Source organism: Brevundimonas sp. (assembly GCF_031082345.1).
GTDB lineage: Bacteria > Pseudomonadota > Alphaproteobacteria > Caulobacterales > Caulobacteraceae > Brevundimonas.
In genome coordinates this window covers 1-15565 of the sequence record NZ_JAVHLH010000040.1, presented here as the reverse complement: position 1 = coordinate 15565, position 15565 = coordinate 1, and the positions used below count along the sequence as shown (strand labels likewise).

At 69.0% G+C, this 15565-nt stretch carries 12 protein-coding genes and 1 tRNA gene; 4 read left to right on the top strand and 9 right to left on the bottom strand.

Going from position 1 to position 15565, the window contains the following annotated elements:
- Together RDU12_RS04420 and RDU12_RS04415 are read right to left on the bottom strand one after the other, a co-directional pair.
- Positions 1–2056 (bottom strand): PBP1A family penicillin-binding protein (locus RDU12_RS04420; RefSeq protein ID WP_308684160.1); only part of this gene is annotated, 2056 nt, incomplete at its 3' end.
- A 118-nt stretch (positions 2057–2174) separates the two neighbouring features.
- On the bottom strand, positions 2175–3134 hold the full coding sequence (locus RDU12_RS04415) for an alpha/beta fold hydrolase (protein ID WP_300289875.1): 960 nt from the start codon (positions 3132–3134) through the stop codon (positions 2175–2177).
- A gap of 124 nt (positions 3135–3258) precedes the next feature.
- On the opposite strand from RDU12_RS04415, the gene RDU12_RS04410 reads away from it, so the two are divergent.
- Positions 3259–4380 (top strand): aromatic ring-hydroxylating dioxygenase subunit alpha, encoded by a 1122-nt coding sequence (locus RDU12_RS04410; RefSeq protein ID WP_300289874.1) that lies wholly within the window; start codon positions 3259–3261, stop codon positions 4378–4380.
- A 54-nt stretch (positions 4381–4434) separates the two neighbouring features.
- Here RDU12_RS04410 and RDU12_RS04405 read toward each other — a convergent pair whose 3' ends face one another.
- Positions 4435–5100: a TetR/AcrR family transcriptional regulator gene (locus RDU12_RS04405; protein WP_300289873.1), complete on the bottom strand. Its 666-nt coding sequence runs from the start codon at positions 5098–5100 to the stop codon at positions 4435–4437.
- Between the two features lie 210 nt (positions 5101–5310).
- Positions 5311–7137 (bottom strand): cation:proton antiporter, encoded by a 1827-nt coding sequence (locus RDU12_RS04400; RefSeq protein WP_300289871.1) that lies wholly within the window; start codon positions 7135–7137, stop codon positions 5311–5313.
- A gap of 153 nt (positions 7138–7290) precedes the next feature.
- Here RDU12_RS04400 and RDU12_RS04395 point away from each other — a divergent pair, with 153 nt between their 5' ends.
- Entirely contained in the window at positions 7291–9432 is a 2142-nt protein-coding gene (locus RDU12_RS04395; RefSeq protein ID WP_300289870.1) for a M13 family metallopeptidase, read from the top strand.
- Positions 9433–9721: 289 nt separating this feature from the next.
- Here the strand turns inward: RDU12_RS04395 and hisS are convergent, their stop codons facing one another.
- From hisS to RDU12_RS04370, 5 genes are all read right to left on the bottom strand, one after another.
- On the bottom strand, positions 9722–11230 hold the full coding sequence (gene hisS, locus RDU12_RS04390) for a histidine--tRNA ligase (RefSeq protein ID WP_308684159.1): 1509 nt from the start codon (positions 11228–11230) through the stop codon (positions 9722–9724).
- A gap of 87 nt (positions 11231–11317) precedes the next feature.
- On the bottom strand, positions 11318–12562 hold the full coding sequence (locus RDU12_RS04385) for a DUF418 domain-containing protein (protein WP_300290805.1): 1245 nt from the start codon (positions 12560–12562) through the stop codon (positions 11318–11320).
- A gap of 91 nt (positions 12563–12653) precedes the next feature.
- Positions 12654–13235: a phthalate transporter gene (locus RDU12_RS04380; protein WP_300290804.1), complete on the bottom strand. Its 582-nt coding sequence runs from the start codon at positions 13233–13235 to the stop codon at positions 12654–12656.
- Positions 13232–14110, bottom strand: coding sequence for a 3-hydroxybutyryl-CoA dehydrogenase (locus tag RDU12_RS04375; protein ID WP_300290802.1), 879 nt, complete (start codon positions 14108–14110; stop codon positions 13232–13234). Before RDU12_RS04375 ends, RDU12_RS04380 begins: the two co-directional genes overlap by 4 nt.
- A gap of 127 nt (positions 14111–14237) precedes the next feature.
- Positions 14238–14543: a YggT family protein gene (locus RDU12_RS04370; protein WP_300290800.1), complete on the bottom strand. Its 306-nt coding sequence runs from the start codon at positions 14541–14543 to the stop codon at positions 14238–14240.
- 152 nt (positions 14544–14695) lie between these two features.
- Between RDU12_RS04370 and RDU12_RS04365 the strand changes: the two genes are divergently transcribed.
- A tRNA-Ala gene (locus RDU12_RS04365) sits at positions 14696–14771 on the top strand.
- A 159-nt stretch (positions 14772–14930) separates the two neighbouring features.
- Positions 14931–15395: a peptidase S1 gene (locus RDU12_RS04360; RefSeq protein WP_300290797.1), complete on the top strand. Its 465-nt coding sequence runs from the start codon at positions 14931–14933 to the stop codon at positions 15393–15395.
- The last annotated feature ends 170 nt before the right edge of the window (positions 15396–15565 follow it).

The following is a 15565-nucleotide window of genomic DNA, read 5'->3' as shown; positions in this document are numbered from 1 at the left end:
GGTCGCGCTGGGGCTGGGGCTGGGTCGGGCGCAGGACCGGCGGCTCGTTGCGCTCGGGCGCGCTCGGGCGTTGGCGCGGTGCCGGCTCCAGCAGGCTCTCGTCCAGCGGATCGACATCGTCCCCGGGCGGATTGTCGCCGAACAGGTCGCCGATCTGGCCGATCAGGCTCTCGACCGGGCTCGGCGGCTGCCAGCCCTCGGGCATGGCCGGGCCGTCGGGGATCCGCGGCGCGTTCAGCCGCGGCAGGGCCGCCTCCATGAAGGCCTTCCAGATCGCCGCCGGCGACGAGCCGCCGGTGACGCCGCGCATCGCCGTATTGTCGTCCTTGCCGACCCAGACGGCGGTGACGAAACCGCCGGTGTAGCCGACGAACCAGGCGTCCTTGTAGTCCGAGGTGGTGCCGGTCTTGCCCGCCACGTCGCGGCCGGCGATCGCCGCCGACCGGCCCGTGCCCGAGGTCATGACCCCGCGCAACATCTGGTTCTGGTAGTAGAGGAAGGGGTTGGAGATGGCCTGCACCGGCCCGGACTCGCGGCTGGCGCGCTGGTAGATGACCCGGCCCTGCGGGGTGCGGATGCGGCTGATGCCATAGGCCCGAACGCGCTTGCCGCCATTGGCGAAGGCGTCATAGGCCTGGGCCATCTCGAGCGGAGAGACCTCGACGGCGCCCAGGGCCATGGACGGCTCCAGCCCGACGCGCGAGCTGATGCCCAGCCGGCGCGCGGTGCGGGCCACATTGTCGCGTCCGATCTGATCGGCCAGCCCCACAGCCACCGTATTGGTCGACTGGGCGACGGCGTTGGCCAGGCTCATCTCGCCGGCGAAGGTCCCGGAATAGTTCCGCGGCGACCAGTTGCCGATGCGGATCGGGGCGTCATTGACCCGGGTCTCGGGCGTGTATCCGCTTTCGAGAGCGGTCAGGTAGACGAACGGCTTCCACGCCGAGCCCGCCTGCCGCCGCGCGTCGACGGCGCGGTTGAACTGGCTGTCGGCATAGGAGGCCCCGCCGATCATGGCCCGCACCCGGCCTTCGCCGTCCAGCGCCACCAGCGCCGCCTGCTGCACGCCCCGGGACCGGTCTCGGTCGAGGATGCGGCGCACCGCCCGCTCGGCCGAGGTCTGCAGGGTCAGGTCCAGCGTCGTCTCGACGATCATGTCCTCGGTCGGCTCGCCGACCAGTTCGCGGATCTGCTTGTCCAGCCAGTCGACGTAATACTGCGCATGCTGGCTGGCCAGGGTCCGCGACACCCGCACCGGCTCGGTCACCGCCTGGGCCCGCTGCTCGGGCGTGATCACCCCGGCGTCGACCATCTCGTTCAGCACCACGGTGGCCCGGGCGGCCGCCCGCTCGCTCTCGGACACCGGCGAATAGCGCGACGGCGCCTTCAGCAGGCCGGCCAGCAGGGCCGCCTCGCCGACGGTCAGATCCTTGGCGTCCTTGTCGAAATAGCGCTGCGAGGCCGCCTCGATGCCATAGGCGCCGGCGCCGAAATAGACCCGGTTCAGATAGAGGGCGAGGATCTCCTCCTTGGAGAATTTCATCTCCAGCCAGACCGCCAGCATCAGCTCCTGGACCTTGCGCTTGATGTTCTGGTCGGGGCTGAGGAACAGGTTCTTGGCCAGCTGCTGGGTCAGGGTCGAGCCGCCCTGGACCACGCGCCCGGCGCGCATGTTGGCCGCCACGGCGCGGGTCATGCCGATCGGGTCGAAGCCGGGATGGTGATAGAAGCGCCGGTCCTCGATGGCGATGAAGGCCGCCGGCACATAGTCGGGCAGGGCGTCGAGATCGGCAGGCGGGGCCTGCTGCGTCCCGCGCACCGCGATCAGGGCGCCGTTGCGGTCCAGATAGGTGACCGAGGGCTGGCGGTCGATATTGTAGAGGGTCGAGGTGTTGGGCAGGTCGCGCGCGAACACGGCGAAGAACACCACCAGGAAGATGACGCCCCAGACGGCCAGCACCGAGCCCCAGTAGATCAGCCGCTGCACGGGCGTGCGCGCCGATTTCGGGCCGCCGCCGCCGCCGCCTCGCCGAAAGCTGAAGCCGGAACCCGCCATGAAAACCTCATCCTGTCCGGCTTCGGTCTTAGCCGTTCGCTGGACGCACGCAAACGCCCCTCACGTCGTCACGCGACCGTGAGGGACGTTTCCGCCGAAAGCATGGCCCTTGGCGGGGCTATTCTAAAAACGCGTTCACCTCAGCGGCGAAGACGGCGGGCTGGTCCAGCATGATGAAGTGGGCGCTGTCGTCGATCCGCTTCAGGGTCGCGCCCGGCATGTTGGCGAACGAGCCGCTGTAGATGCCGTCGGTCATCTCCGGCGTCATGCCGGGAAATTCGAAGGCGACATACAGGACCCGGGTCGGGGCGGTGATCCGGCTCAGCTCAGGCCTCAGATCGGTGACGAGCAATTCGCGGTAGGCCGAAGCCGACACCTGACGATCGCTGCTTTCAGTGTCTTCCAGCGGCCCGGAGCGGGCCGATTCCGTCTTGATCATGCCGGTGACGGCCGCGGCGGCCTGCTGCCGGTACTGTTCCTCCGGGCCCTGGGACATGGAGGCGTAGATCTGGTCGGCGACGGGGGCGACGCTTTCGACGGTCGGGTTCGTGCCCGGCGCGGCGAACATGGCGCCCATGAACGGCACCATGTCGACGACCATCAGCTTGCCGACGCTGTCCGGGTGGCGAGCGGCCACCATCATGCCGATGGTCCCGCCCATCGAATGGCCGATCACCGCCGGCTTCTCGAGGCCCTGCTCGCGGATATAGCGGGCGATGTCTTCGGCCACCGGGGCGGAGACGGGCCCTTCGGCGTTGTCCCTGGCCGGCGCGCCGGCGAAGCCCTGGACGTGAATGCGGTGGACGCGATAGCGGCCTTTGAGCTCCTCCGTCAGCCCGTCCCAGACCTCGGGCGAGGACGACAGGCCGGGGATCAGGATGACGTCGCCGATCGGGCTCGCCGGTCCGTCGACCCGGACGTGGAAACGACCCGACTCGAAATCGGCGTGCGCGTGGCCGTGGCCGGCGTGACCCTCCTGCGCGGGGGCGGTCGGGGCATGGGATCCATGGCCTTCCTGGGCCAGGGCGGGCGCCGACAGGGCGGCGGCGGCGAGCAGGGTCATCAGGGCGGTCTTCATCGGTGTGGTCTTTCCATGAACGTATCGGCCGATTACCCAATCGACTTTAACATGTAAAGTACTTTCTACAGGCCTCGACGGAGCAGCTGGCGGCGATGCCCGCCGCCGTCCTAGAATGCCGACCATGACCTCGACCGAGACCCTAGCCGCTGAAACCGCCGCCGCAAGCCGGGCGGCTCCGCCCGCCGCCTTCGGCCAGGGGTTTGTACTGGACACCTGGTATTTCGTCGCCCTGTCGCGCGATGTGAAGGCGGCGTCGCTGAAGCGGCACGAATTACTGGGCGAGCCCGTCCTGATCGGCCGCACCCGGGCCGGGCAGGTCTATGCGATGCGCGACATCTGCCCGCACCGGGCCGCGCCCCTGTCGGCCGGCCGGCTGGTCGAGAAGCCGGGCGAGGGCGAGACCATCGAGTGCTGCTACCACGGCTGGCGCTTCCGCCCTGACGGCGTCTGCGCCGCCATTCCGTCGCTGGTCGAAGATCAGGCCTATGAGCCGGAGCGCATCCGGGTGCGCTCCTATCCGGTGCGCGAGAGCCAGGGCATGGTCTTCGTCTGGGTCTCGTCGGACCCGCGCAATCCGGGCGAGCCGGACCATGAGCCTCCTGTGTTTCCCGGCGTCGTCGGCGGCGAGGCGAAGATGGTCGAGTGGATGGATTTCGACAGCCACATCGACCACGCCGTGGTCGGGCTGATGGACCCCGCCCACGGGCCCTATGTGCATCAGCAGTGGTGGTGGCGCTCGGCCCATTCGATGCACGAGAAGGCCAAGGCCTTCGAGCCGCGCGAGCTCGGCTTCGCCATGGTCCGCCACGCTCCGTCCTCGAATAGCCGGGCCTACCGGATCCTCGGCGGCGCCCCGGCGACCGAGATCACCTTCCGCCTGCCGGGCTATCGCTGGGAGCATATCCAGGTGGGCGACAGGCAGGTGCTGGCCCTGACCTGCCTGACTCCGGTGAATGAGACCAAGACCCGGATCACCCAGATCTTCTGGTCCGACCACTGGGTGTTCGCGATCGCCAAACCCTTCCTGAGGCTGGGCGTGGTCGCCTTCCTGAAGCAGGACGGCGGCATGGTGAACCTGCAGAACGAAGGGCTGCGCTTCGACCCGGCGCTGATCTGGATCGATGACGCCGACAAACAGGCGAAATGGTACCAGCAGCTGAAGCGGGAGTGGATGAAGAGCCGGGTCGAAGGCCGGGCGTTCGCGAATCCGGTCAAACCCACTGTTCTGCGCTGGAAAAGCTGAAGGCCGCGACGGACGCCGCGGCCTTCAATATCTTAGAGCGCCGGGACCGCCTGACTACTGCCGGCTGATCGCGCCGGCCAGGATCACATCGACCTGCTTGCCCATGCGCTCGGACAGCTGCGTCGTGGTCCAGCCGTCGTAGGCGGCCTGACGGAAGTTCGACAGGAAGGCGCCGTAGATCATCTCGCCCAGCAGCCTGACGTCGGCGTCCTGGCGCAGCTCGCCCTCGCCCACCCCGGCCTGCAGCGCATCGGTGACGACCGAGAGGATCGGCTTGATGGCGGCGCGGATCCGCATCTCGGCGGCGACGGGCTGGAACCATGAACGGGCGATCACCGCCTGGACCAGGGGCAGTTGCTCCAGCGAGCCGTGGTAGCCTGCGGCGAGGGCGGACAGCAGGCGCTCGCGCACCGAACCTTCGATCGCGGCGGCGGCCGTCATGGTCTCGGCCAGCCGGGCCATGTCGGTGGCGAGCACGGCCTCGAACAGTTCGGCCTTGTCCTGGAAATTGGCGAACACGGCGCCGGTCGACATGCCGGCGCCCTTGGCGATGTCGCGGATGGTGGCGGGCTCGTAGCCACGCTCGGCGAACAGCTGGCGGGCGGCGTCCAGAACCTTCTGGCGCGTGCGGATCTTGGCGGCCTGGCGACGGTTCAGCCGGGGCGTTTCGGACTCGGACTGGGACTCGGACGGGGAGGGGGACAGGGCGATATCTCGCATGAAACGGGTACTCGACTAAACGGCGGCTGACGCCCGCCATCGAAAACTGACCGCCGAAGCGATGGGGAGGAAGCGGAACGCGATGACGCGTCGCCGCCGGGGTCATCTACCGACGACGGGGGCAGTCATCACGCAACGATGACCAAAATGGGGTGCGGAGATTAATGAGGCGATGACCGCCGGGGTTAACGCCGCGACATCTTGACCGGCTCAGCCTGTTGTCCGGGCCCGCAGCGCGCGCGCCTTTCGCGGCTGACCGGGGGCGTCGGGCATGGCGTCCTGGAACACGGCGCGGAATCGATCGCGGCGCTCATGGATCGAGGCCAGCACCAGACCCATCGGCACGCCCAGGTCGACCAGGGTGTTTTCCGCCAGCTGCAGCGCCGCTTCGGTGGTCTCCGGGACCGCGTCCGTGACCCCCAGCTGGTACAGCCGCACGGCGTGGCGATCGTCGCGCGCCCGGGCGATCAGGATCAGGTCGGGGCGCAGGGCCCGGGCCGCCTGCACGACCTCGTCGACCTTGGTCGGGGCGTCCATGGTCACCACCACGGCGCGGGCGGTGTCGATGCCGCACAGCCTCAGCATCTCGGGCCGTCCGGCGTCGCCGTAGTAGACATTGCCCCCCTCGGCCCGCCCCTTGCCCACGGTCGAGGCGTTGGAATCCACCGCCAGCCAGGACTGGCCGTGCTCGGTCAGCATCTCGCCGACGAGGCGTCCGACCCTGCCGAAGCCGACGATCAGCACCTGGTCTTCCGCCCCGGCCGGCGCCATGGCCTCCTGCGGCAGGTCGGGGGCGGCGACCGGCTCCCGGGTCAGTCGTCCGGCCAGCGCCGCCATGGCCGGGATGGTGAAGATGCTGATCGTGGCCGCGACCAGAACCGTGCCGGTGAAGGCGGGCGAGGCGATGCCCTCGACCATGCCGGCGCCGAGGATGACGAAGGCGAACTCTCCGGCCGGGCCCAGCACCAGGGCGGTCTCGATCGCGGCCTTGCGTTTCACGCCCCACAGCCGCGCCGCGCCGAAGATCATCACGATCTTGATCACCGTCATGCCGATGGCGAGACCGAAGACGGCCAGCGGATTGGCCGCCACCACGTCGAGGTCCAGGCTGATGCCGACGCCGACGAAGAACACCCCCAGCAGCAGGCCCTTGAACGGTTCGATCGACAGCTCGACCTCGCGTCGGAACTCGGTCTCGGCCAGCAGAATTCCCGCGATCAGGGCCCCGAGACTCATCGACAAGCCGGCCGCCTGGGCCGCCACGCCGGCGCCGACCACGACCAGCAGGCTGGCGGCGACGAACATCTCCTGTCCCTGCCCGCGGGCCTTGGCCCGGGCCACGGAACGGAACATCGGCCGCAGCACCAGCCGGCCGAGGATGACCAGCAGCGCCAGACCGATGGCCGCCGGAACCAGCGTCAGCAGGGCCGCGCGCAGGGTGGCGGGGTCGAGATCGCCGCCGCCCTGGGCCAGGGCGGCCAGCACGGTCACCGTGATCAGGATCGGGGCCACGACCAGGTCCTGGGCCAGCAGGGTCGAGAAGGTCGCCCGGCCCGAGGCGGTCTGCACCCGCCCGCTCTCGGCCAGCACCGGCATCACCACGGCCGTCGACGACAGCGACAGGCCCATGCCCAGGACCGCGGCCGAGACGAGCGTCTGGCCCATCAGCATGAACACCCCGGCCAGCACCACCGTGCAGACGGCGATCTGGGTCAGGCCGAGCCCGAACACCAGCCGCCGCATCGACTTGAGGCGGCCCCACGACAGCTCGAGGCCGATCATGAACAGCAGGAAGGCGACGCCCAGTTCCGACAGCGAACGGATCTGGCCGGCGTCGGATATGGTCAGCCACGCCAGCCACGGCGCGCTCTCGGCGAACCGCGCCAGCCCGTCAGGCCCGAGCAGCACGCCCGCGGCGAGAAAGCCGAGAATCGGGCTGATCTTGAGTCGGTTGAACAGCGGAACCATGACGCCCGCCGCGGCCAGGAAGACCACCAGATCCTTGTATTCGCCGCCCGCGCCGCCGTGACCCGTCATTCGTCCTCCGCACAGTTCAGCCTACAGGCTGAAACGCCGTCCTGTCCGGGTTTCCGTCGTTTGATGACAAAAAATTCAGGCGACACGCTCCTTGCCGCGCGTAGGGTCGCCGCCGACCTTCCGGAAAGCGAAGACAAGTCGAGGGATACCCACATGAAGAAGCTGCTCATAGGCGCCGCCGTCGGCGCCCTGCTCCTGCCCGCCGCGCCCGCGCTGGCCCAGCATTTCTCGGACGACGGCCACGACCACGCCTGCGTCGACGAGAGCTGCACCGTCTTCGAAATGTTCCAGACGCCGGCGGACGGCGCGACCGTCCAGGGCTACCAGGGCATCGAGACGCCGAAATATGGCACTTGGGGCTTCGACCTGAACGGCCGCGACACCTCCGTGTCCCCCGGCGACAGCTTCTTCCGCTACGCCAACGGCACGGCGTTCGACAATCTGCAGATCCCGTCGGACCGCACCAGCTACGGCTCGTTCAACCTGCTGCGTGAACTGTCCGACAACCGCGTCAAGGTGATGATCGACGCCCTCGCCGCCCGCGCCGACCTGGCGCCGGGCTCCGACGAGCAGAAGATCGCCGACGCCTACCGCTCCTATATGGACGAGGCCCGCATCGAGGCGCTGGACGCCCAGCCGCTGCAGCCCTACCTCGCCGCCATCCGCGCCGCCGACACCCATGACAAGGCCGCCGTCTACATGGGCGAGACCCAGGGCCGCATCGGCGGCTCGATCTTCGGCACCGGCATCTCGACCGACCAGAAGGCCCCGAACCGCTATGTCGTCTCGACCGGCCAGTCGGGCATCGGCCTGCCCAACCGCGACTACTATCTGGAAGAGCGCTGGAGCGAGAAGAAGGCCCTGTACCGGGCCTATGTCGAGCGCATGCTGGAGATGGTCGGCTGGGACGACCCCGCCGCCAACGCCGACGCCATCCTCGCCTTCGAGACGCGCATCGCCGAGGCCCACTGGACCCCGGTCCAGAACCGCAACCGCGACGAGACCTACAACGAATACACCATCGCCCAGCTGGCCGCCGAGGCGCCCGGCTTCCCGTGGCAGGACTATTATTCGGCCATCGGCGTCGGCGACGTCCCGCGTCTGATCGTCCGCCAGGACACGGCCATGCCCCTGATCGCGGCCATCTACGCCGAGACGCCGATCGAGGTGATCCAGGCCTGGCAGGCCTTCCACACCACCGATGACGCCGCCTCGCGCCTGTCGCGTCGCTTCGCCGACGCCCAGTGGGAGTTCCGCTCGCGCGATCTGAACGGCCAGCCGATGCAGCGTCCCCGCGACAAGCGCGGCATCAGCTTCGCCGAGGGCATGCTGGGCGAGGCCGTCGGCCGCCAGTATGTGGCCGAATATTTCCCGGCCGACTCCAAGGCCAAGATGGAAGAGCTTGTCGCCAACCTGCGCGTCGCGCTCGGCAATCGCATCAACACCTATGAGTGGATGAGCGCCGAGACCAAGGCCGCCGCCCAGGACAAGCTGGCCAAGTTCACGGTCAAGATCGGCTATCCGAACAAGTGGCGGGACTACTCCGGGCTGGAGGTCCGCCCCGACGACCTGTTCGGCAATGCCGAGCGCGCCGGCCTGTTCCAGTGGAACTACCGCCTCAACCGCCTCAACGATCCGGTCGACAAGGACGAGTGGGGCATGACCCCGCAGACGGTCAACGCCTACTACAACTCGACCAACAACGAGATCGTCTTCCCGGCCGCCATCCTGCAGCCGCCCTTCTTCGATCCGGACGCCGACCCGGCCGTCAACTACGGCGGCATCGGCGGCGTCATCGGCCATGAGATCGGCCACGGCTTCGACGACCAGGGCTCCAAGTCGGACGGCGACGGCGTGCTGCGCAACTGGTGGACCGCCGAGGACAAGACCAATTTCGAGGCCCTGACCGCGCGGCTCGGCGCCCAGTACAACGAGTACGAGCCGATCCCGGGCTTCAAGGTCAACGGCGCCCTGACCATGGGCGAGAACATCGGCGACGCCGCCGGCACGGCGGTGGGCCTCGAGGCCTATCACCTGTCGCTGAACGGCCAGCCGGCGCCTGTGCTGGACGGCGTCACCGGCGATCAGCGCTTCTTCTACGGCTGGGCCCAGGTCTGGCAGTCGAAATACCGCGACGACGCCCTGCGCAACCAGATCGCCACCGATCCGCACAGCCCGGCCGAGTTCCGGGTCATCGGGCCGGTGCGCAACATCGACGCCTGGTACGAGGCCTTCAACGTCCAGCCCGGCGACAAATACTATCTCGCCCCGGAAGACCGCGTCCGCATCTGGTAGGCGGTCGTCGCTTCACGAACGGAAAGGGCCGGGGCGGCGACGCTCCGGCCCTTTTTCGTGTCGCCGGCGGCCGGACGGCGCGCACGAAAAAGCCCGCCGCGGGGGATACATCGCGGCGGGCTTCTATCGCTCTCTACGGAGCGGACGTTTCCTCCCCGAAACGCCTCCGAAAGGCCGCTGCGCCGAAACGCTACGGCTTCCGAGTGGTCCCAGAATGACGACATTCCCGTGGCCAAGTCAATGAAGTCGCAGCCGAATCGGTCCGTTTTCATCCCTTATCAATGATAACTTACGGTTCCGTGTGCGGACGGTCGGCGATGCGGCGCACGGTCTCGACCAGGGCGGCGCGCGGAACGATCACCTGTCCGGGACGCTCGGCCTTCCAGGCCTCGTTGTCGGCGATTCCGGCGGCCAGCGCCCGGCCGGCGTCGAGATCCTTGATGGTCACCTGACCGGCCGCGATCTCGTCGCCTCCGAGGATCACCGCCGCCGGCGCCCCGCGGCGATCGGCGTATTTCATCTGCGCCTTCATGCCGGCCCGACCGAGGTAGAGTTCGGCGGCGACGCCGGCGTTGCGCAGCTCGGCCACCGCGTCGAGATAATGCTGCATGTCGTCTTCGGAGAAGACGATCACCACCACCGGCCCGCGCACCGCGTCCGCGGCCCCGCGGCCCGCCGCGCGCAGGGCCGAGGCCAGCCGCGATACGCCGAACGAGAAGCCGGTCGCCGGCAGCCGCTCGCCGGTGAAGCGCGCCACCAGGTCGTCATAGCGCCCGCCGCCGCCGATCGAGCCGAAGCGCACCGCCCGACCCTTGTCGTCGGTGGTCTCCAGCAGCAGCTCGGCCTCGAACACGGCCCCGGTGTAATATTCCAGCCCGCGCACGATGGTCGGATCGAAGCGCACGGCGTCCTGCCCGACCTTCATCGCGCCCAGGGCCCGGTCGATGGCGGCCAGTTCGTTCAGCGCCGCCTCGCCCGCCGCGCCGATGTTCCCCGAACGGGCCACCGCCTCCAGCGTCTGCGCCCGCGTCGCATCGGCGCTTCCGGCCGAGGCGAGGAAGGCCTCGATGGCGCCGATCACCGGCGAGGGCAGGCCCGCGCCCCTGGTGTAGTCGCCCGACTCGTCCAGCCGGCCCTCGCCCAGCAGGGCGGCGACGCCCTCCCAGCCCAGCCGGTCGTATTTGTCGATGGCGCGCAGCGCGGTCAGCTTCTGCCCCGCGTCCTCGACGCCGCCGGCCTCGAACAGGCCGTCGAACAGCTTGCGGTTCGAGACCCGCAGCACGGCCTGATCGGGCGCCAGACCCGCCGCCTGCAGGCCCTCGACGGCCATGGCGATGATCTCGGCGTCGGCCTCGGGCCGGTCGGAGCCGACCGTGTCGGCGTCGCACTGGACGAACTCGCGGAAGCGGCCCGGGCCGGGCTTCTCATTGCGCCAAACCGGCCCGAAGGCGTAGCGGCGGAACGGCTTGGGCAGGGTCTCCCAATTCTGGGCCGCGAACCGGGCCAGGGGCGCGGTCAGGTCGTAGCGCAGCGCCATCCACTCGCCGTTTCCGTCCTCGTCCGGGTCGTCCTGCAGGGCGAAGACGCCCTCGTTCGGGCGGTCGGCGTCGGGCAGGAATTTGCCCAGGGCGTCGGCGTATTCGAAGGCGCCCGTGTCCAGCGGCTCGAAGCCCCAGCGCTCGTAGACGGCGGACACCCGGGTCACCAGCCGGCGCTCGGCGATCAGGTCGCGGCCGCGGCGGTCGGCGAAGCCTCGCGGGCTGCGGGCCTGGGGGCGGGGAGGGGCGGCGTCGGTCATGCCGCGCTTCTTAGAGGGGCGAGGGGCGAGGGTCGAGAGGCGGGAGAACCGCCCCTGTCCCCTCGCCTTCCGAACCGCGACCTGTCGTCAGGCGGCTCGCCGGATCGGCACCATCCGCCCGTAGGTCAGGCAGCGCCATACCCACTCCAGCGGACCCATCTGGAAGACCGACAGCCACAGCGGCGACCAGATCAGCTGGGCGACCCAGACGGCGCCGACCACCTGCCACATCTCGACCGGCGAATGGGTCCCGAACCACATCAGGCCCCAAGGCGCATAGTAGAGGGTGACCATGATCAGCGTCTGGGTCAGATAGTTGGTGAAGGCCATCCGGCCGACGGGGACGAACATCCGGGTCAGCGGTTTCAGCCCGAACCGGACCATCAGGATCAGCAGGGTGGCGTAGAACAGGGTGATCAGGGGGGCCATGCCGCCCGCCGCGGCGGCCAGCCCGCCCGTCGGATCCGCGCCCTCGCCCGCCATCGTCTTCTGCCAGGCCCAGAGGGCGAAGACCGCCAGGTTGGCTCCGCCGGCGAGCAGCACCAGAAGATAGGTCCACATCGGCGCCCGGCCGGCCAGATAGCCCGACTTGAACAGACCCAGACCCACCATCATCAGCGGCACGGTGATGGGGATCAGGAACGGGCTGGCCATCAGCTGGAAGACGCCCCAGGCCTTGAGGTTCTCGACCAGACCGGCCGGCCAGCCGGAGCGGTAGATTTCGACCGCGGCCGCGATCGACTCCGGCGTCGCCGAGGGGCGGCCCGCCTCCATCTGCTCGGCGAACTCGGCCGGCATATTGGCCATGCCCCACATGCCGAGGGTGGCCACGACGCCCCACAGCAGGGTGACCAGCCCCCCGACCCACAGCAGGCGCCGGGCGGTCCACGACCGCATCAGCATCATCAGCAGGCCGCAGTAGGCGTAGTGCAGCAGGATGTCGCCGTACCAGAGCAGGGCGCCGTGAAGGGCGCCGAACAGGCCGAGCCACAGCAGCCGGCGGATCAGCACCTTGCCCCGGACCTCGTCGGACCGTTCGCCGCCGACGAGGAAGACCGACACTCCGAACAGCATGGTGAACAGGGTGCGCATCTTGTCGGAGAAGAAGACGTCGGTGACCCACAGGCCGATCATATCGGCGCGGGTGAGCTCGCCGGGCGGCGGCGCCTCGGCCATCATCAATTCGACCGGCCAGGCGAAGGCCATGGCGTTGACCGCCAGGATGCCGAGGATGGCGAAGCCTCTCAGCATATCCAGATTGTGGATGCGGTCCTTCTCGCGGACGGGCCCGACGGCCCCCGGCGCTACAGCGATCGTCGCTTCGGCAGTCATGTCAGCCTCCCCCACAGCGCAGACAAGGAAGCTTTACACCAGAAGCCCGCGAAGAAAAATAAATTCGCGGTAACGGTTCAGCGGGGCCGGCTCAGTCCGCCTCGCGCTCGCCCATCAGGCCCAGGCGGTCGCGCACTTCCGGCTGCGGCCGAAAGGCGATGAAGGCGGCGCACAGACCGGCCCACAGGGCGTAGCTGACGCCGACCAGGACGGCGACCGAAAGGCCGCCGACGCCGTAGATCAGCAGGGAGGTCTCGCTGCCGCCGACCGCCTCTTCGACATTGGAGGCATGCAGCCACTGCAGCACCGACTGGAGCAGGGCGAACAGCGCTCCGAGCGCCGCCGCCAGCAGGCCGCCGTAGAACATGAAACGCCAGATCACACCCAGCCGGGTCGAGGGCCGGCCGCTGCGCCGCCGTTCCCTGTCCAGCAGCCACAGGCCGCCGGGCACGGCCAGCAGTCCGATGAACAGCACCAGCAGCCGCCAGTCGAGTTCCAGCCCCGGGACCCAGTTCCTCGGCGGCCACAGCGGCAGGGTGAGGATCAGCGGCGGCCACAGCGCGCCCAGGATCGCGGCCAGCACGATCCGGTAAGGCTCCCGACTCCAGGTCACCCGGGTCTGGCCGGGGAAGTCCTCGGGCCGCTCGAGCGGCGGAAGCTTCGGGCGGATCATCGCGTGGGGACCGGCGTTTCGCCGGAATAGTCGTAGAAGCCGCGCCCGGACTTGCGCCCCAGCCAGCCGGCCTCGACATACTTCACCAGCAGCGGGCAGGGCCGGTATTTGCTGTCGGCCAGGCCCTCATAGAGCACGTTCATGATCGCCAGCACGACGTCCAGCCCCATGAAGTCGGCCAGCTCCAGCGGCCCCATCGGATGGTTGGCCCCCAGCTTCAGCGCCTTGTCGATCGAGGTCACGTTCCCGACCCCCTCGTAGAGGGTGTAGATCGCCTCGTTGATCATCGGCACCAGGATGCGGTTGACGATGAAGGCCGGAAAGTCCTCGGCGTTGGTGGTGGTCTTGCCGAGGCTCTCGGCGAAGGCGACGGCGGTGTCGTAGGTCTCGGCCGAGGTGGCGATGCCGCGGATGATCTCGACCAGCTTCATCACCGGGGCCGGCTTCATGAAATGCAGGCCGATGAAGCGCTCGGGCCGGTCGGTCGCCGAGGCCAGGCGGGTGATCGAGATCGACGAGGTGTTTGAGGCCAGCAGGGTGTCCGGGCCCAGGTGCGGGACCAGATCGGCGAGGATGGCCTTCTTGACCGCCTCGTCCTCGACCGCCGCCTCGATGACCAGATCGGCCTTCGCCGCCTCGGCCAGCGACTTCGCCGGCCGGATCCGCGCCACGGCGGCGTCGGCCTCGGCCTGGGTGATCAGTCCGCGCGCGACCTGACGCGACAGGCTGGCGGCGATGACGCCCTGGGCCTGGGGCACGCGTTCGGCGACGGCGTCATGGAGCAGGACGTCATAGCCGCCCGCCGCGACGGCCTGGGCGATTCCCGCCCCCATCTGGCCCGCGCCGACGATGGCGACTGATCGGATCGTGGTCATGAAGTCCGGACTACTGGCGGGCGCTGGGCCCGATCGGAGCGGCACCCTAGACGGCCTGCCGGGCGGCGCAAGCGCCCGCCGTCCGCCGTCGTGTCGCTCGGGACCGCCTGTCGCACGCCGGTCACGCCTAGCCCAGCACCTGGATCAGGAAGGGCGCGCTCATCCGGTTGAACAATATGCCGAGGAAGTGGAGCGTCAGGATGGCCACGATCGGCGTGATGTCCAGTCCGCCCAGCGGCGGAATGATCCGCCGGAAGGGGGCCAGGATCGGCGCCGTCAGGGCGTCGAGGAACATCGCCACCTGGTTCACGAAGCGGTTGCGATGGTTGATGACGTCGAAGGCGAACAGCCAGCTCAGGATGGCCGACAGTATGATCGCCCAGGTCATGAGCGACAGGATGGTGTTGACCAGCCAGACGATGGCGTAACCCATGGACGATATGCTCCCGCGATGCCGTCCGCTTCTAGCGCGTCGCTCCGGCCTGTCCAAGGATTCGCGCGGCCGCCGCGACGATCGGCGCCGAACACCGTTGACACCACGGGGCCCCCGCTCGTATGTCGCGCCCTCGCCTGAAGCCCGGAAACGGGGCCGTAGCTCAGTTGGTAGAGCGCGTCGTTCGCAATGACGAGGTCAGGGGTTCGACTCCCCTCGGCTCCACCAGGCCCTCGCGCTGAACGCGCCCCAGGCCGGAAAGGCTTCCGCGGCGGCGGCGGCGTCCCACGAATCCTGACAACACCGTTCGATCAGCTTGACGGCGGCCTTCGATTGGCGTCGAGTCCGGTCCGGGCTGATCCACAGGGATTATCGGGGACCAATGACATGAAGACTCTCCTCAGCGCGCTGGCGTTCGCCGCCCTGCTCGCACCGGGCGTGGCCGCCGCGCAGAACGCCGGCCTGACCGCCAATTTCGGTGAAATCCGGCTCAACGCCGGCTTCACGCCGGATCCGTACCGGGTCAATCTGACCGCCGGCGGCTCGATCGACGCCTATACGGACACCGACCTGCCGGGCGCCTGCGTCGGGGACATCTCCAACGCGCCGGACTTCGAGGTCACCTACAGCGCCGGATCGCTGCCGCTGGTGTTCCGCACCCGCTCCTCGACCGACACGACCCTGATCATCAACGGTCCCGACGGCCGCTGGTATTGTGACGACGACAGCTGGGGCGACGGCGACGCCGAGGTGCGCTTCAACAGGCCGGCCAGCGGCACCTATGACATCTGGATCGGCACCTTCAACGGCGGCACCGCCTCGGCCGCCCTGCTGATCACCGAAACGCCATAAGGCGTTTGTCAGGGCGCTAACGCTCGCGACGCGGTCGCTCGCTCCTTGAGCGCGCGACCGCTTGTCATCCCCGACTTGATCGGGGACGGGGCGTTTTCGTTACTGATCCTCGTCGAAGCGCCGACCGACCAGATCGGCCAGCGCCGCCACCGCCGCCTCGGCCTCGGGCC